Raw genomic sequence first — 16740 nt, 5'->3', positions numbered from 1 at the left:
TTTCTTTAGGACAAAGCTTTATTAATTTTGCCAGCTAAAATTTGGTTTTCCTTTTCCAAAAGTTTATTTAATGAAAGAGCTTTTTGTAGCGACTCTTGAGCTTTTATAGCCAATTCTTTAGCCTTGTTTTTATCTGTTTGAATACTAGCAGATAATAAATAAAGCTCTGCTTTGCTAACATAAGCATCTGCATTATTTGCATTAGCAATTAGTGCTTGTTCACTTGCTTTTACTCCTTTTTCAACAAATTCATCAGCATTTTTAGAGTTTTGTTTAATTAATGATTCTACTTCTAAGCTAAATGCACTAGCAAGTAAAGCATTGATATTAGTGTTTTTAGGACTAATTTTTAAGCCTTCTTCTAGTGCTTGATGACAATCATTTAATGCCTTTTCTGCTGATTTATTTTGTAAAATTAGCCACTTTGCTTCTAAGTAATAAGCTCTTGCAATTAGAAAAAAATTGTAATTATCCCCTGGTTTTAGTTCTTTTGCTTTGTTTGTTGCTAAAATAGCTTGTTTGATTTCCTCTAATGGAGATTGCTTTTTATTTAGTAAATATTCTGCTTTTACTAAATGTGCCGTAGCACGGTTAACATATATAAAAGGTTCATTTGGATTAGTGCTAAAAGCTTTGTCACAATTATCCATTACTAATTTTACCCACTCTAAAGGAGACTCACCTTGTTTTAAGCTATACACTGCTTTTAACCAATAAGCTCTTGCCTTACCTATATATGCTAGCGTGTAATTGTTATTATAAGTTATAGATTTATCTAAATTAGCTATGGCTTGGTCAGCAAAATCTAATGGGGATTCACCAGAAAATAATTGGTAGCTTCCTTTACCAAGATAAACAGATCCAATATTAAAATAATTAATAACAGGGCTATAAGTGCCATGAGTAATAAAGTATAGGAAGTTTTTTATTGCTGCATCATAACTAGAATTAGGGTTTTGACCAAATAAGCTTAAATAATCGCCTTGCTGTAAATACAGCATGCCCATGTAATTATAAGTAATTAGGTTATTAGGGGATAGAGAAATAGCTTTAGTAAAATTATCTTCTCCAAGTTTTATTAATTTTTCAAATCCTTCTCCTTTATTTAATAAGTATTGTGCTTTTATGGTGTAGATTAATATTTGTTTATTATAAGCTTCATGAAATTTAGGGTTAATTGCAATTGCTTGTTGGCAAGTATTAATTGCTTGTTGAAGAACTGCACTAGGGTCTTGTCCTTGTCTAATTTTATATTGTGCTTCTAAACTAGCAACTCTAGCTAAATTAACATAAGCTGGTAGAAAATCCTTTTTTATATTAAAAACATTGTTATAAGCTTCAATACTTTTTTCAAATTCTTCAATAGGATCTTTTCCTACTTCTAATAAATATTCTCCATAATAAGCATAAATACTTCCCATCAAATCATAAATTTCTGGGAAAGCAACATTATTTCTAATTCCTCGTTGAACTTCAGTAATAGCATTTTTGTAGTATTCACTAGGATCTTGATTTAACTTTTTTGCTTGGTAAAGACCAGAATAAAAATAAGCAGTCGCTCTTCTAGTATAATTTTCTCTATTGTAGCGATCTACTTTTATACCTAAATCTGTTATTTGTATTATTTCTTTAGAATACTCATCTAGCTTTTTACTCTCATCATTAGCATAACTAGAAATCATTCTTCTAGAAAACAAGTCTGAAAGTTTGTCATAATTTTCCGGGTCACTAGCAGCAATCTTTATTACTTCTTGATAAACATCTTGTGCTTTTTGGTAAAAATTTTCTGCCTCAGAATATTGTCTTTTGCTTGGTTTCTGTCACCAAAACTAGCATAAATATCCCCTTCTAAGCGTTTTGCTTCATAAAACCAAGGAATTTTATTAAAAGTTTTTGAGCTTTATCCAAAGCTAACTCCAATTTTCCTTCATAAAAAGCAATTAAGGCCTCACCATATTCAGTTTGATTTACTCCTGATTTACTTATTTGTAAGTATTTAAGTGCTGGGTTGCCTATTTGATTTTGTAATTTTTCACGTTCTAAGTCACGAGTATTAGCATCTGGAATTTGGTCTATTTCTCGTAGTTGTCTGCTATAAACTTGGCTTAACAAAATGCCTAAAGCATAGGCTACTTTAGGTTCTTGATAACCTTTTTGCCAAGCAAGTTCTAACTCTCTTAAAGCTTCTTGAGTTTTATCAATTTCTTGGTAGGCTCGACCCAAAGCATAATGTTTAGCCGGGCCATCTTTGTCTAATTCTTTTACCTTTATTTCTAGTTCTTCTATTTGTTGTTTTACTAAAGTCATCTCCCTATTAATGTCATGCAATGGCAACATATGGCTATGACGTGTAATATGTTCTATTTCTTCTAGTTGCGCACCTATTTCACGGTTTAATTTATTTTCCCGTTCTACTCTCAAATTAGTAAAGTGAATTTGTATAGCAAAAATAACTAGAATAACTAGAATAATAGCTGATGGAATAACTACAACCTTATGCTTGATAGCTAGGCGTTGTAAACGATAAAGTATATCTGCTTGTTTTGCTTCTATTGGCTCACCTGCCAAATATCTTTGTAAATCATCAGCTAAAGCTTTTGCAGAATCATAACGACGTTGTGGTTCTTTTTCTAAACACTTCATCACTATGGTTTCTAAATCTATAGGTATTTGTGGATCTATTTTTCGTAGTGGTTTAACCTCTTCCATAGCAATTTGCTTAAGCAAATCCATTATATCTGCACCTTCTTGAGGAGGTTTACCAGCTAAAAGCTCATAGAGGGTAGCTCCTAGGCTATAAACATCACTACGTCGGTCTAGCATTTCAGTTTTACCATGAGCTTGTTCAGGAGACATATAATAAGGTGTGCCTAGGATTTCACCTGTCATTGTCATACCTTTTTGAGAAACTTCTCTAACTAAGCCAAAATCCATAACATAGGCTTTCCATTGCCCATCCTCTGTTTTTTCAACAATTACATTTTGAGGTTTAACATCTCGGTGAATAAGTCCTTGTTTATGTGCTGCATGAAGACCCTCAGCCACATCAGACATAATTTTTACTTTTTGTTCTAAACTTAATTTTGTACTTAATTTAGGAAGGATTTCCCCGTCAATATATTGCATGGCAATATAGATACGGTTATTAAATTTCCCTACTTCATAAACTCGACAAACATTAGGATGTTCTATTTTTGCCTGTGCGCGTCCCTCTTGTAGTAATCTCTGAGTTGCTTCCTTATCACCACTATGAAGAAATTTTACTGCTACATAACGTTGCAAATCTGGGTCATAAGCTAGAAAAACGCTTCCCATACCTCCTTCACCTAGAAGTTTAATTAAATCATAGCGTCCTGCTTTAACTAAATTACTAGGATCTTGGGTTAACTCTCTTGAGATTGTAGAACTTGTTTTAGTTGTATTGGTAAAATCTACAGCATTTGCATCTGTATCAACTTTTTTTCTGCCAGAAGAAGTATAGACTTGAGAATGAGCTAAAACTTCCTGCTTAATAGAAAAAGGAAGTACAAAAGAAGGGCTATTTTTACGTGCTTCTACTTCTTGTTCTAATGCTCTCCACATTGCCTTACTAAGAAGACCTGCTTCCATTAAACCTTCTAATTCATTATGTACAACCTCTTTATTATCAATATTTTCTTTAATTAAATTTAAGTCTGTCTCACTAACTAAACCTTTTTGCAAAGCAAGTTGGATAATTAGCTCATCTTTGTTACTCATAAAACTTCCTTATTTTTATACCAACTCTTAAGCGACTAAGATTTTCTTTAATCCTAAATATAACATAAAATTTCTTTTAATCTTAAGTAAGCAAACCACTTGGAGCAATATAGATGACCAAAAAAAATCTAGCTGCAAGCAAAATTAAAAACTTAGAAAAATCTAGCTCTATTTTTGAACAAGTTTATAAAATAGTTTTACAAATTCCTTTAGGTAAAGTAGCAACTTATGGACAAATTTCCCGTCTTTTAGGTGAACGCCTTTCTGCCGCAGGCGTTGGTTGGGCAATGAAAGCTACACCTAATGATGGCCGTAAAATTCCTTGGCATAGAGTAGTTAATAGCCGAGGAGGTATTTCTACAGAAAAACTATTAAATTTTGCTCCTAGCCTTCAACAACATTTATTAGAAACTGAAGGCATAATTTTTAACCAACAAGGATTTATAGACTTAAAAGTCTTTCAATGGCAACCCAATATTAATCAAAAAGAGAGCTAACTATTTGAAAATGAGAAAAAATAATATTGCTTTAGTATTATTTGCAAAATCTCCTATTTTGGGAAAAGTAAAAACTCGTTTAGCTTTTAGTGTTGGCGAGGAATTAGCACTAGAATTTTACTTAGCTTTTCTTAATGACTCTTTAAATCAAGTTTGTCAATTAAATAATGTTGATTGCTATTTATATCTTACTGATATATGGAATGAAACTCTTGTTAAGTTACCTAACATATTGCAAATAAAAGACATAAATATTGCTTATCAAACCAGCGGAGATTTAGGTATAAAACTATCAACAACCTTTTTAGAGCTATTTGCCAAAAAATATAAAGCTGTAATAATTATGGGAACAGATAGCCCAAATTTACCAATTGAATATTTACAAGAAGCTATATTAAAAATTATAAATTTTGATTTGGTTTTAGGAGAAACTTTAGATGGAGGGTATTATTTAATAGGTCTTAACCAAAGGGTGGAAAATTTAGTAGATCTTTTTACCAACATTTCTTGGAGTACAGAAAAAGTTTTTTTAGAAACTATTACTTGTGCTAAAAAGAAATCCTTGGAAGTTTTTTGCTTACCATCTTGGTATGATATTGATACCTTAAAAGATCTAACTAAGCTTAAAGAAGATATCAAAATATCTAAGTCTGCTAAAAATTGTCCAAATACTGCTGAATTACTTAAAAAAATAACTCTTAAAACATAGCTAAATAATAAAGCCGTAAAAATTCGCTTTCCGGCTTTATTAAATTTACTAAAAATCTATTTTGCTGCTTTAGCAGTAGCAGCTTTACCACGAATTTCTAATTCTTTGAAGATACCGCTTGCTCCTGCCATACGTTCAGCTAAAAGCAATACATAGCGAATATCTACACAAATTGTGCGTGATTGTGCTTCATTAAAACCATAATCACTACCTAATCCTTCATAATTACCATCAAAAGCAACTCCTATCATTTCCCCGCGTCCATTAATTACAGGGCTTCCAGAATTACCACCAGTGATATCATTAGTAGTAAGAAATGCTACAGGCATTTCTTTTAGGTTAGCATCATCATAAGGAGCAAAACTGTTGCTAGAAAGGATTTGTTTAATCGAAGAAGGAACATCAAAAGGCTCTTTTCCAGTGTCTTTATCTACAACACCTTGTAAAGTGGTGTAATAATCATAATAGACACCATCACGAGGCTTATAACCCTTTACTTCACCATAGGTAAAGCGCAAAGTTCCATTAGCATCAGGATAAAAGAGAGTGTTTTTAAGTGTAGACATACCTTCAATATAAAGTGAGCGAAGTTTAGGAAGATTGGCAGCAAATTCTTGTTCAATTTTGCGAGTTTTTTCAACTTCTTTGCTTACTTCAATTAAAAACTTAAGTGTTGCATTAGATTGCATATCTGCAAGAGATGAGCTAAATAACTTGGTCAAGCTTTCTTGTGTAAATTCTTCTGTTAGTTGACGAGCAAATTCTGCTACTGCTGTTTGACGTGCTTCCCCTTGTTTACCACCTAAGCGTTCTTCAATAAGAGCTAATTTTTGCCCATTTGACAAATCTAAAGCTTTGTTTAAGTATAATGCTATTAATTTAGCATCTAGTTTTGGATCTGAATCTTTTAATAAATTAGGTATATTGCTCTTAAACTGTTCAACTCTAGCATCAGCATAAAGAGGAGATCTTTCATTTTCTGGCTTTTCTTTATCTAAAGCACGTCCAACAGCTAAACTAGCTATTCTTAAACTTCCAACATTATTAAGCAGTCCACCTAGAATTGCATTCTTAGAATAATTAGCATTTCGTTCAGCATAAAGTTTTTCTAGCTTTGGAAATAATTCACCGTATTTTGCTTGCAGTGCCGATTGTTGGGCAATTTGTTTCTTAAATGCAGTTTCTTCAGCTTGTTTTTTCTCAATTAAACGAGTGCGTTTGATTCCTTCTAATGAGCCTTGGAAATTTTTTAGTGCATTGCTTAAGCTAAAACGTTCTGAAGCATAAGCTAGCTGTTTTGCAGGATCTTGTTTTCCTGCTTCATCTAAAATATTAATTCTTGCAGTTAAGAGATCTACTAAAAATGGTAAAAAAATATTTTGCTGAAAATCCATTGAGTAAGACTCTGCTAGCCGAGAAGTACGACCTGGATAACCAAGGATCATAGCAAAATCTCCATCTTTATAACCATTTAGTGAAATAGGAAGGAATTTTGATGGTTTATAAGGAACGTTTTTATCTGAATGTGGGGCTAAACTGCCATCAGGCGCAGCATAAGCACGTAGGAAAGTATAATCACCTGTATGACGCGGCCAAATAAAATTATCATCATCGCCTCCAAAAAATCCTACTGATTTAGGAGGAGCATAAACAAGGCGAACATCTTTAATAACTTCATAACCTAAAAGTTGATACTTAAGCCCAACTACCATTTCAGAAACTTCATACTCAATAGTTTCTTTTTGCTTATGTGCAGCCTCGGCTATCTCTCTTCGTTTAGCATCAATAGCTTTTTGTGTTTCTTCAGGAGTCATCCCTGCTTTTACTGCACTAAGAACTTCTTCTGTAACATCTTTTATTTCTTTAGTTATATTAAGGGCATAGCCTTTTAATGGGATTTCCTCAGTTTGAGAGTTGGCGACAAACCCCTGATCCAAGTAATTTTTTTCTGGTGTACTAACAGCAGCAATGCCATCAAAAGCAACGTGATGATTAGTGATTATTAAACCTTGGGAAGAAATAAATGATCCTGTCCCAAATCCACCGCCACCAATCCTAACCTTAAAAACAGCATCTTTTAGACTTAAACCCGCAGGGCTATAAATTTCTTCTGCTGAAAGTTGTAGTCCTTTTGCTTTCATTTGAGCAATAGGTAATTTACTTATATCTTGTACTAGCCACATTCCTTCATCAGCTAATTGAATAACAGGTAATATTAATGTGACTACCAACATTATTACTAAACAAAATAACTTACGGTTCATGAAACTCTATCCTTTATATATTAGATTTTTCAGGGATTGACAATCTTTGAATATAAAAGAAAAAATGATTTGTTTCAATAAGTTAGTGAGAAGAAGAAAAGAAAAACCGATAGATTTTTATTTCTATCGGTTTTTCTAAAAGTTAATTTGTTAGCTTAAACTAGAAGCTAATACGGAAACCTAATTGCATTTGAAATGGAATACCTACGGTTGTACCAGCACCAAAAGCACTACCAAGTAAACCTGCTGGTTGTAAATCTTGTAGATTGACAGGGTTACGAGGAGCAGTATTTTTACCTGTTGCTATAGTAGAACTAATATCACCATTAAAGTTATTACCAATATTTGCACGGTTAAATAGATTAAAGAATTCTACATAACCTTCTGCTTTAAGTCTTTCACCAAATCTAACATTTTTAGTTACACGTAAATCAACTTGGAAATATGGAATACCTCGACCAGGATTTATTCCTAAAACTCTACCATTACTACCAGGTCTATCGCCAGGATTAAACTGGATAAAGTTACCATTTCCATCAACACGAACAAAATCATCAAAACGGCCATCACCATTAAGGTCATTTCCATCAACAACAGCAAATGGACGAGCAGATTCAGCTTGAATAATAGAAGAAACTTGGAAGCCATAAGGCATATCTAAAATACCGTTGATAACTGCACGATGACGTGCATCTTCACCTGTACGACCTAAATCGATAGGACGAAACATAGCAAATTGATTTTCAAATGTATTACCAAAATCATTACGTGAAGCACCTAGTCCTGGGCCACCATAAGCTAAGGTACGAGCTAAGGTGTAATTAAAGCCAAACTGGTACTTAAAGGGGCCATCACCACCATAACGCTTATTAATACCAATGGTAAAACCATCATATCTGGAACGACCTATAGAAGCAGCAAAACGAACTCTACCAAATGCAGGTTGACCACTTGCAAGAAAGTTTGGTGTTAAGCTACGTGGATTTTGGCTTGAAGGTGTACCAACAACAAAGTTTGGATTAGCAGCACCAATACGAGAATTTAATTCTAAGTTAGCAAATTCATGCAAACCAAGAATATGGATATATTGTGTTTCCAAGATAAACCCTGGTTTAAGTTCATATTGGAAATTGATAGAAGTTTGTTGTGAATAAGGAGTAACAATATTTGGATCAATTAAGCGCAATGTACCATTTGCGGGTACATTTGGAACGCTGCCAGTTTGTCTTGGTAAAGGATCAATACCAAACCGAATTGGATCAAATAAAACTGAAGTATAAATATTGTCTCCAGTTTGTTGAAGTGCAAAAAATTGTACGTTGGTAAAAATTTGGTCATAGAAAAGACCATAACTAGCACGAAGTACAGCCTTACCTCTACCTGTTGGGTCATAAGCAAAACCTATACGTGGGCTAAAGTTATTTTTATCGTTTTCTGGAACGCCTCCATTAGGAGAAAATACTCCTATACGACGTAGTGCTTGAACGCCACGATTATTTTCATATGAACCGTTTTTTGGATCATAAAAACCAAAGTCTGCATCATAGCGAACACCATAATTAAAGGTAAACTTATTGTTTACACGAAAACTATCTTGACCATAAAAAGAAAATTGTTTAACAACTTGATCTACTCGACTATTACCATCAGATAGAATTACTAGATCAACTACATTAATATCACTTAGTGTTCCACCAGAAGCAAGTATTTGGCTTGGATCAGTATTAAAATCAACTTCTGGAACAGAGTTAAAATCAAATGTACCAGCTAAAACAGGTACATAAACAAAATCTACACCAAATTTTAAGCTATGACGACCTTTAGCTACAGAAACAGCTTCCTTAAATTGAAATTTATTTTGGAAAGTGGTTTGAGGAACATTTGGATTACGACCAAACAAAGCACTTGGGAAGACTAATGTTAAAGGAGCGTTTGTATTTTCAACTATACGATTATCAAACTTAGTAAATTGAAAATTAAATACATTTACTACGCTAGGGCTAATTGTATAAGTATCGCTTAATAAAATAGAGCGAAGTTCATTAGTTGTACGTGCAGAAGAAGTAATATCAGCATTACTTGGTATTTGGTCATTAACAAGCTTATTAGTTTGATGACCATAACGGGCATAAGCTTGATGTCTATCATTAAATCTATAATCTGCGCGTAGTTGAAATTGAGTATCGCGGAAAGGTGTTGGAACTGTGGAAAGTGCAGCTACAGATGCAACTCCAGGAATTGCACCCATACGAGCAAAAGTATCTAATGCTTTTAATTCTCGTACTGAGTTTGGGGAAATTACTACAGAAATATTTTCTCTAGTATATTCAGCAGCCCCAAAAAAGAAAAATTTATCTTTAATAATTGGGAAGCCTAAACTACCAGCTATATTTTGACGGTCAAAAGGTTGTTTAGCAAATGGGCCATCACCTGTAACACGGTCAAATTCTGGGTTAAAGTTATCACGAGCATTAAAACGGTCGTTACGTTCAAAAAGTACAAAACTTCCGTGTAATTCATTTGTACCACTTTTTGTTACTACAGTGATATTACCACCAGCAGAACGACCTGTATCAGGTAAAAAGTTTTGGGTTTGTACTACAAATTCTTGAATGCCTTCAGTAGTAAAGTTTTGTACTGCACCACCAACCACATTATCTTTATTATCACCACCATCTACAGAAACATTAGCATCACGTCCACTACTACCAGAAAGTGAAACTGTCCCTGTACGAGCTTTAGTTGGGTCAAAAGCTCCTACTGGTTTTGCACCTGGAACAAGTACAGCTAAATTAGAAAATGTGCGACCAGTTAAAGGTAATTGTTTGACTTGACGATTATCGATAACACCTTGAACTACAGTATTTGTAGTTTCAATTGTGGCTCCTGCTTCTCCAGAAATAGTAATTACTTCTTCTGTTCCTACAGGTTTAAGGGTAAAGGTTACGGAAATGCGGGAACTAACATTAACTATTACTCCCGGTTGGATAATTTTTGTAAAACCACTAGCCTCACTAGTAACTTCATATTCGGCTGGTGGCAACGGACCAATTTCATACTCGCCTTGCTCATTAGTTGTTACTGTTTTTGTTAAACCAGTTGACTTATTGATGGCAGTTACAGAAGCACCTGCAACAACAGCACCTGTTTGATCTGTAACAGTACCTACGATAACACCCGTCGTCACTTGAGCAACTGCTGCGCCGGCCAATGCTAGTACAAATGCTAGTATGGTCAACACTCTAACAGACAATCTGTGCATATCTACCTCCTCGTAGAGTGAGAGAATTATTTATATTTCAAAGAATCTTAGGGAAATCGCCCTAAAAAGTTTTGCTAATAACTATTCCTTATTACTTTATAGAACAGTTATTAGCAGATATAACGACCAGGGTTTTCTTATTCTATAAAGCAAATTGCAGACCAAGATTCTTTGATACTAGGGAATTTTGATAAACGACACTTTATAATAGGGTTAGTATTTCTACAAGTGAACCTTCCTAGTAAGAAAAAATTTTAGAAAATACAAAAATTTGTATTTTTTTACATATTTTCCAATTAAAACCAAATAATAAACATAAATATGTATAAAAATAAAAAAGCGGGCTAGTTAGCCCGCTTTTTTAGTAGAGGAAAATTTACTTCTAATTTATTCTGGACGAGTTGCCCCTTGTGGTACAACGTGCAACATTACTCGTCTATTGAGTAGGCGATCTCCTGATGGATCTGGACGTTGATTATCAAAGCTACGAACTTCAATACGGCCAGCATCAAGATTTCTTTCATTGACTAAATAATCTCTTACACGTTGAGCGCGGGTCTTAGCTGTGCCAGCTTTTTCACCCTTATCAGAATGTCCATCAATAATTAAAACAGCATTTCTATCATTTTGTAGTCTTGCTGCAACATCGTCTAATACACGCTTACAAGCGTTATCTGGACGAGAATCATTGACTGTCTTATAAGTGTTACAGCTAGTTGTAAATACAGCAGGTGGAGCAGGTCTAGGAGTAATTGAAACTGTAACGCTATCTGTAGCAGAGCATTGACCATCACTAACAGTTACTTTTACAGTGATATTGCCTGCACTTAAGCCTGTGCTATTAAGTTGTTTAGCTGCATCACCACCATTAAGTGTGCCTCGAGTGGTTGTCCAAACATACTGTAGCTTGTCACCATCTGGGTCATTACCGCCAGCAGTGAAGTTAAAGGTGACATCTGCACCTTCTTGAGCAGTAGTTGGATTAGCCTTGAGTGAAACGGTTGGGCAACGATTACCTTTTTCTACTGTAATTGTACGAGTATCAGATTTAGATAAATTACATTTATCTGTTACTGTTACTGTAATTGTGTAAGTACCAGGAGCTAAATTAGCAGAACTCCAAGTTCTTTCTACAGAACCGTTATCTGTAAATGAACCACCTGTAGCAGTCCAATTATAAGTTAATCCATCACCCATGCCACGAGTGCTAAATTTAACAACATCGTTAGAACGCTCCTTAACTGCTAATTTATCAGCAGCAAGTTCAATGGTAGGAGCTACAGCATTAGCACAAGGGTCTACTGCTGGAGGTGGTGGAGGTGCTGCTTTTGTATTACGTAACCCTAGAGTTATATGAGCAACAAAGCCGTTATAATCACCTTCTAAGCTACGAGCTATAGTTGCTGCTGGTACTGTTCCAGTAGCAATAACTCGTTTAATGGTGTCTTCTTCGCGTTCTGAACCAGAATTATTAGCAAAGTAACGATAGCCACCACCAAAAGAGAATAAGAATCGTCGGTTTTCATCCTTACCAAATGGATAAAATCTAGCACCAGCTAAAACATCTACAGGGTTAGGACGATTAAGCGTAGGTGTAGCTTCACCAACATAATAATTATAGGTAGCTTCACCAATAAGTTGTACATAACGATTAATAGGAACATCTACACCAGCAGAGAAAATTAAAGAATCACTACGATCTAGAAGCTCAAAATTACGTGATTTTGGATCATTAGCATGGACATAGCCAAAGTTTAAGTGAGTGCTAACAAGTCCTCTACGTAAACTAGTAATTAAAAATACTCCAAAGTCTGTTGCGCCAGCACCAGATCCTTGTGTTAACCGTCCACCTCTATCTTTTTGAAATAATGCACCGGCTGGAACAGTTGGCACCTTAACTATGCCTAAAATAGCAAAACCAATACCTCTTTCTGGTCTAAAGCTTATTTTAGTACCAAAAGAAGCACTGCCTAAAGTGCCGCCACCTTTACCTAAAAAAGGAAAATCATTTAGAAAACCTGGGGCAAAAAAGCCTGGTTTATTAACTCCCAAAACAGGATCAAATATTGGTCGTGAGCCTGTTTGCGGCAACCCTGGTAACACACCACCAACGACAGCACCGCTTATTGGTGCGCCATTAAGAGGGAAAAATTGTGGGTTAGTTTGGTTTAATTCAGGGAAATTAATATTAACACCATCTAAACCAAATGAACCTTGGGGACGTGAAAGTCCTGGAAATAATGGCCCGCTTAATTCAAATGGGGCGTTGGAAATAACTCGTTGATATCCATCAGTTTGTAAGAATACTTCCACACGATCAGTAACACCAAAAGCAACATTAACAGGATATTGCATAATATCAACATCGCCTGGGTCACGATCATAGTTGTTAGCAAAAAATCCAACATTAAATTCCCCACGCTTTAGCGTAGAGGAGTCATAAACAGTAAAAAGCCCTGTGGCACCACTAACTGTTGGTTGAGTTACGCGGCGTTTGTCTCTTTCTGATTCTTGCGCAGAGACCATAACATTAAATAACAGCACCAGCAAAATTGTCGCCATCATGGTCTTCAAAAATCTCATAAGCACCTCCGGTCATCCGACCACTATTTAACTCTAAAACCTGTATTGTTAATCTTGAATGAATCACCGCAACAAGGGTTTCTATTAAAACACTACTTAAAGTGTTATATAGTGCGGTGTTATTAAAGTGTTATTTTTGCTTATACACGCTTTAGCTTGATAGAGTCAACCCAATTTTGTCAAACCCAGGATCAAAATCCTTTTAACTATTAGCTTTTCTAACAAAATACCTAGAACACAGTTTATATCATAGTGCTATATACTAGGTAATTATTGGTAAAATATGATCAGGTTTATATTTTGCCAATAATCTAGCTAACACCTAATCCTTTGCGTAGTTGTTCTAAAGCTTTTTTCAGATAATTTGTATAATCTCGGCCCCAATAAATAAATTCTTTTTCACCTTGTTCAAAAAATTTAGCTGCATAAGCATATTCTATTAAAGAAGCTTGTTGTTCTGGATTTAGCTTTTCCCAAGCTTTATTTTCAGAAATTCCTGTTACAAAATCATAACCTTGGCCTAAGTATTGCCCTAATAAAGATTTGCCAATATAACCACAACCACCATTTTGATATTGCCAAATATGAGTCATTTCATGAACTAATAACTGCATACTATAAGTTTCTTTTGGAATATAAATAATATTACCCATTACAAAAGCTCGTCCGCTAATGGTTAGTAAATGTGAGTCGCCAGCTTTTATTAAAATTTTGGAATAATCTACTGTAGAAAGAAATATTTTCTTTAACTCTTTTGTTTGTATTTCTGTTAGTTTTGTAGTTGGTGCTTCTAGCCCTAAAGATTTTTCTACCAAACTAACAGTAGTTAAACCTTGATAAAGTAATTTAGAAACTAGATTATTAACACTCATTAGATTAAGAAAATAGCTTAAGCTATTATTTGAATTCCATTACTATTTAGTGCTTGACACAAAGAGTTTTCGGCTGCACTAAGTAAGCTATTGATACTACTATCTTTACCACGGATATGTAATTTAATTTGAAAACGTAAATCTTTACCAAAACCCTTTGCTTTGGACTTAATATAAACTTGTGGGTAAAGTTTGGCAACCTGACTTAAAATAGGAGCAAGTAAAGATTCATCCCCACACAAAGCAAAAAGTTCTTTTTCGGCAAATATTCCTGTTTCATATAATTCTGATAGCAATGCTTGCACTGGGCCAAGCATAAAGGCTTTCATTTCCTGAGGAACACCTGGAAGACAAATAATTGTAGTATTTTTAGCTGTAATTTTTATTGCGGGTGCTACTCCTTCTGGGTTTTTTATAGGTATTGATGTTAATGGTAGAAATGCCATTTTACTACGTGCATCATTTATTTCTGCGCTATCAACAAAATTTTTTTCAGCTAAGGCTTGATACTTTTCTACTATCCATTGATAAGCAATTTGGTTTAATTCCAAAGACAAATCAAGGCTTTTAGCAATGGCTTCTAAAGTTAGATCATCAGATGTTGGGCCTAAACCACCAGTACTAATAAGTAGATTTATTGGAAAAGAAAAAATTTTTTGACTAAGTAATTGTTCAACAGTGCTAGCAATTATGCCTAAATCATCAGGTAAAGTTAAAGTAGCAGCAACTTGCAAACCTAAAGCCGTTAAATTTTGACAAAGCCAATTTGTATTGGTGTCTAAAGTTTCACCAATTAATAACTCATTCCCTATAGCTAAAATTACAACTGTGTACATAACTCTGAGCAAATCCCTAAATTAGTTAAATGTAGCTTAACTTCTGGCATTGTTAGTATTCCGTACTCAGTAACTACCCCTGTAAAAAAATCTAATGGAATAGTTTCAAAATAACGATTAAATACTATTATTTCTAAAGGTGAGTCGGGCCAAATTTCCGCTTGTTTATGTATTTCTTCAGTCATCAAACGATAAGACGAGGGTAAGAACTTAGTGCTATCTGCCAGTACATAACAAGGTTTATTAAAATGACGGGCAGCCAAAGCAATAAGCATTGTCCCTATTTTATTAACAATCCCTTCTGTAGTAATTGCATCAGCCCCAAAAATAACAACATTTGAGCGTTGCAAGGCAAATAAAATTGCAGCATCAACAATAAAAGTTACTCCAATACCAGCAGTTGCTAGTATTTGAGCCGTTTTCCTCCCTTCCATTATTGGCCGACTTTCGCTACAAAAAACCTCAAAGTTAATCCCTTTTTGTTTAATGTTAATTAAAGCTTTATTAACTGTAGCACTATAAGAGTAAGTAAGAACTATAGTATTTTCTGTAATTATTGGTTGAAATATTTCGCTAATCCCATCGCTACCACTAACAACAATTGATAAAAAATTATAAATATATTTTTCTAATGCTGCTTTTGCTTCCCCAAAAACAACTTGGCTATTGATAACCAACAAAGCACGGTTGACTAGGTTAAAAAGTGTTGCCATTTTAGGTTGGGCTTGAAGTAGGGCTTTAGCAAAAATAAGTATTGGAGTACGTAGGCTTTGTACTGAGGTATTAGGGGCTTCCTGTATACTTGCCACTATTTCTAATAAAGTTACTGCTGCACGTTTAGCTAATTCTGAAGAACCAGAGCTATTATCTTGAGCAATATCAATTAACTTTTGTTTTATTTTCTCATCAATATCCATAAATTTCTTAACCTGGCAAAGGTCTTAAGATTTCTAACTCTAGTAATAACTGCTCTGCACTACTGGTGCGTTCGGTTAAATCCTGTGCTAGCAGCCCATCTATAATACAAGCAAAGGCAGGAGTAACATTTGCTTGGCTATGCCAAATAAATTGTTTTTCTATAGGGTTATATAACTTACTAGGATGCACTCCTGTAATTAACCTTAGTATTGTAGCACCAGCAGCATATAAATCACTTTGTGGAACAGCTTGCCCATAAAGTTGCTCTGTTGGAGCATAACCAGCAGTTCCAACTACTGTGCTATTAGTGCTTTTTTGTGCATGTTGAGAAACCGCAGCAAATTCCACCAATAACAACCGTCCATCGTCTTCAGCAAACATTAAATTTTGTGGCTTAATATCTCGGTGAACTACTGCTGGAACACGGGAATGTAGATAAACTAAAATTGTAGCAAGTTCTTTTAAGATCCTTCTTGCCTCAGCTTCAGTAATTTTACTTCGGTTAGATTTATCTAATGATTCTAGTAATGTTGTTCCAGGAATATATTCTTCTACCAAATAAGCAAAAGATTTCTCCTCAAAAGCAGCATATAGGCGAGGAATACCAGGATGATGTAGCCCCATTAATACACGTGCTTCTCGTTCAAAAAGTCGCTCTACTGTAGAACGTCTTACACTATAAAAATCAGGATCATCTTCAGAAACTGGTTGTAGTTCTTTTACTATCTTAAAAGTGCTATCTTTGTTTGAGTCTTTAACTAAGTAGTTAACTCCAAACTTACTGCGGTTTATAACCTTTTCAACAATGTAACGTTGTCGAATCATTTCATTTTTTATTAATGATCCACAACCTTCACAACGTCCATTTACACCATCGCTAGGGGAAGAACAATTACTAAAAACACATCCAGACATCCACAATCTCCAAAAGATACATTGACTTAAATAGATATATTGACTTAAATAGCTTTGTGCAAGATAGCAAAAAATTTAATAAATGTCAGTTAATATTATTTAATTTTATCTAGGCATTTTCCTTAGCAGAATTTTAGAGATAATAT

General features: G+C 34.5%; 11 protein-coding genes. 2 read left to right on the top strand and 9 right to left on the bottom strand.

The window, feature by feature from the left end:
• Nucleotides 1–5 precede the first annotated feature (5 nt).
• Complete coding sequence (locus IPK14_11780; protein ID MBK7994067.1) at nt 6–1682, bottom strand: hypothetical protein; 1677 nt, start codon at nt 1680–1682, stop codon at nt 6–8.
• 166 nt (nt 1683–1848) lie between these two features.
• Nucleotides 1849–3738, bottom strand: a complete 1890-nt coding sequence (locus tag IPK14_11775; protein MBK7994066.1) for a serine/threonine protein kinase — start codon at nt 3736–3738, stop codon at nt 1849–1851.
• 113 nt (nt 3739–3851) lie between these two features.
• On the opposite strand from IPK14_11775, the gene IPK14_11770 reads away from it, so the two are divergent.
• Nucleotides 3852–4235 (top strand): MGMT family protein, encoded by a 384-nt coding sequence (locus IPK14_11770; GenBank protein ID MBK7994065.1) that lies wholly within the window; start codon nt 3852–3854, stop codon nt 4233–4235.
• Nucleotides 4236–4245: 10 nt separating this feature from the next.
• Entirely contained in the window at nt 4246–4944 is a 699-nt protein-coding gene (locus IPK14_11765) for a TIGR04282 family arsenosugar biosynthesis glycosyltransferase (GenBank protein ID MBK7994064.1), read from the top strand.
• A gap of 56 nt (nt 4945–5000) precedes the next feature.
• On the opposite strand, the gene IPK14_11760 is transcribed toward IPK14_11765, so the two are convergent.
• From IPK14_11760 to IPK14_11730, 7 genes are all read right to left on the bottom strand, one after another.
• Nucleotides 5001–7208 carry a S46 family peptidase gene (locus tag IPK14_11760; protein MBK7994063.1) on the bottom strand — a complete coding sequence of 736 codons (2208 nt, stop codon included), beginning with the start codon at nt 7206–7208 and terminating at the stop codon, nt 5001–5003.
• A gap of 160 nt (nt 7209–7368) precedes the next feature.
• A complete protein-coding gene (locus IPK14_11755) occupies nt 7369–10470 on the bottom strand; it encodes a TonB-dependent receptor (GenBank protein MBK7994062.1) in 3102 nt (1033 codons plus the stop codon).
• A 387-nt stretch (nt 10471–10857) separates the two neighbouring features.
• Nucleotides 10858–12996 carry an OmpA family protein gene (locus tag IPK14_11750; protein MBK7994061.1) on the bottom strand — a complete coding sequence of 713 codons (2139 nt, stop codon included), beginning with the start codon at nt 12994–12996 and terminating at the stop codon, nt 10858–10860.
• Nucleotides 12997–13364: 368 nt separating this feature from the next.
• Entirely contained in the window at nt 13365–13925 is a 561-nt protein-coding gene (locus tag IPK14_11745) for a hypothetical protein (protein MBK7994060.1), read from the bottom strand.
• Nucleotides 13926–13942: 17 nt separating this feature from the next.
• Nucleotides 13943–14761 (bottom strand): competence/damage-inducible protein A, encoded by an 819-nt coding sequence (locus tag IPK14_11740; protein MBK7994059.1) that lies wholly within the window; start codon nt 14759–14761, stop codon nt 13943–13945.
• Nucleotides 14746–15678: a hypothetical protein gene (locus tag IPK14_11735; protein MBK7994058.1), complete on the bottom strand. Its 933-nt coding sequence runs from the start codon at nt 15676–15678 to the stop codon at nt 14746–14748. Before IPK14_11735 ends, IPK14_11740 begins: the two co-directional genes overlap by 16 nt.
• A 7-nt stretch (nt 15679–15685) precedes the next feature.
• Complete coding sequence (locus tag IPK14_11730; protein MBK7994057.1) at nt 15686–16594, bottom strand: serine/threonine protein kinase; 909 nt, start codon at nt 16592–16594, stop codon at nt 15686–15688.
• Between the last annotated feature and the right edge of the window lie 146 nt (nt 16595–16740).

This window comes from Blastocatellia bacterium (assembly GCA_016713405.1).
Taxonomy (GTDB): domain Bacteria; phylum Acidobacteriota; class Blastocatellia; order Chloracidobacteriales; family JADJPF01; genus JADJPF01.
This window is presented reverse-complemented; position numbering and strand designations above follow the sequence as displayed.

Coding starts and splice junctions, on each gene's coding strand:
- IPK14_11730 (MBK7994057.1), bottom strand. CDS start 16,594: ATGTCTGGATGTGTTTTTAGTAATTGTTCTTCCCCTAGCGATGGTGTA.
- IPK14_11765 (MBK7994064.1), top strand. CDS start 4,246: ATGAGAAAAAATAATATTGCTTTAGTATTATTTGCAAAATCTCCTATT.
- IPK14_11775 (MBK7994066.1), bottom strand. CDS start 3,738: ATGAGTAACAAAGATGAGCTAATTATCCAACTTGCTTTGCAAAAAGGT.
- IPK14_11760 (MBK7994063.1), bottom strand. CDS start 7,208: ATGAACCGTAAGTTATTTTGTTTAGTAATAATGTTGGTAGTCACATTA.
- IPK14_11780 (MBK7994067.1), bottom strand. CDS start 1,682: ATGATTTCTAGTTATGCTAATGATGAGAGTAAAAAGCTAGATGAGTAT.
- IPK14_11750 (MBK7994061.1), bottom strand. CDS start 12,996: ATGGTCTCTGCGCAAGAATCAGAAAGAGACAAACGCCGCGTAACTCAA.
- IPK14_11740 (MBK7994059.1), bottom strand. CDS start 14,761: ATGTACACAGTTGTAATTTTAGCTATAGGGAATGAGTTATTAATTGGT.
- IPK14_11745 (MBK7994060.1), bottom strand. CDS start 13,925: ATGAGTGTTAATAATCTAGTTTCTAAATTACTTTATCAAGGTTTAACT.
- IPK14_11755 (MBK7994062.1), bottom strand. CDS start 10,470: ATGCACAGATTGTCTGTTAGAGTGTTGACCATACTAGCATTTGTACTA.
- IPK14_11735 (MBK7994058.1), bottom strand. CDS start 15,678: ATGGATATTGATGAGAAAATAAAACAAAAGTTAATTGATATTGCTCAA.
- IPK14_11770 (MBK7994065.1), top strand. CDS start 3,852: ATGACCAAAAAAAATCTAGCTGCAAGCAAAATTAAAAACTTAGAAAAA.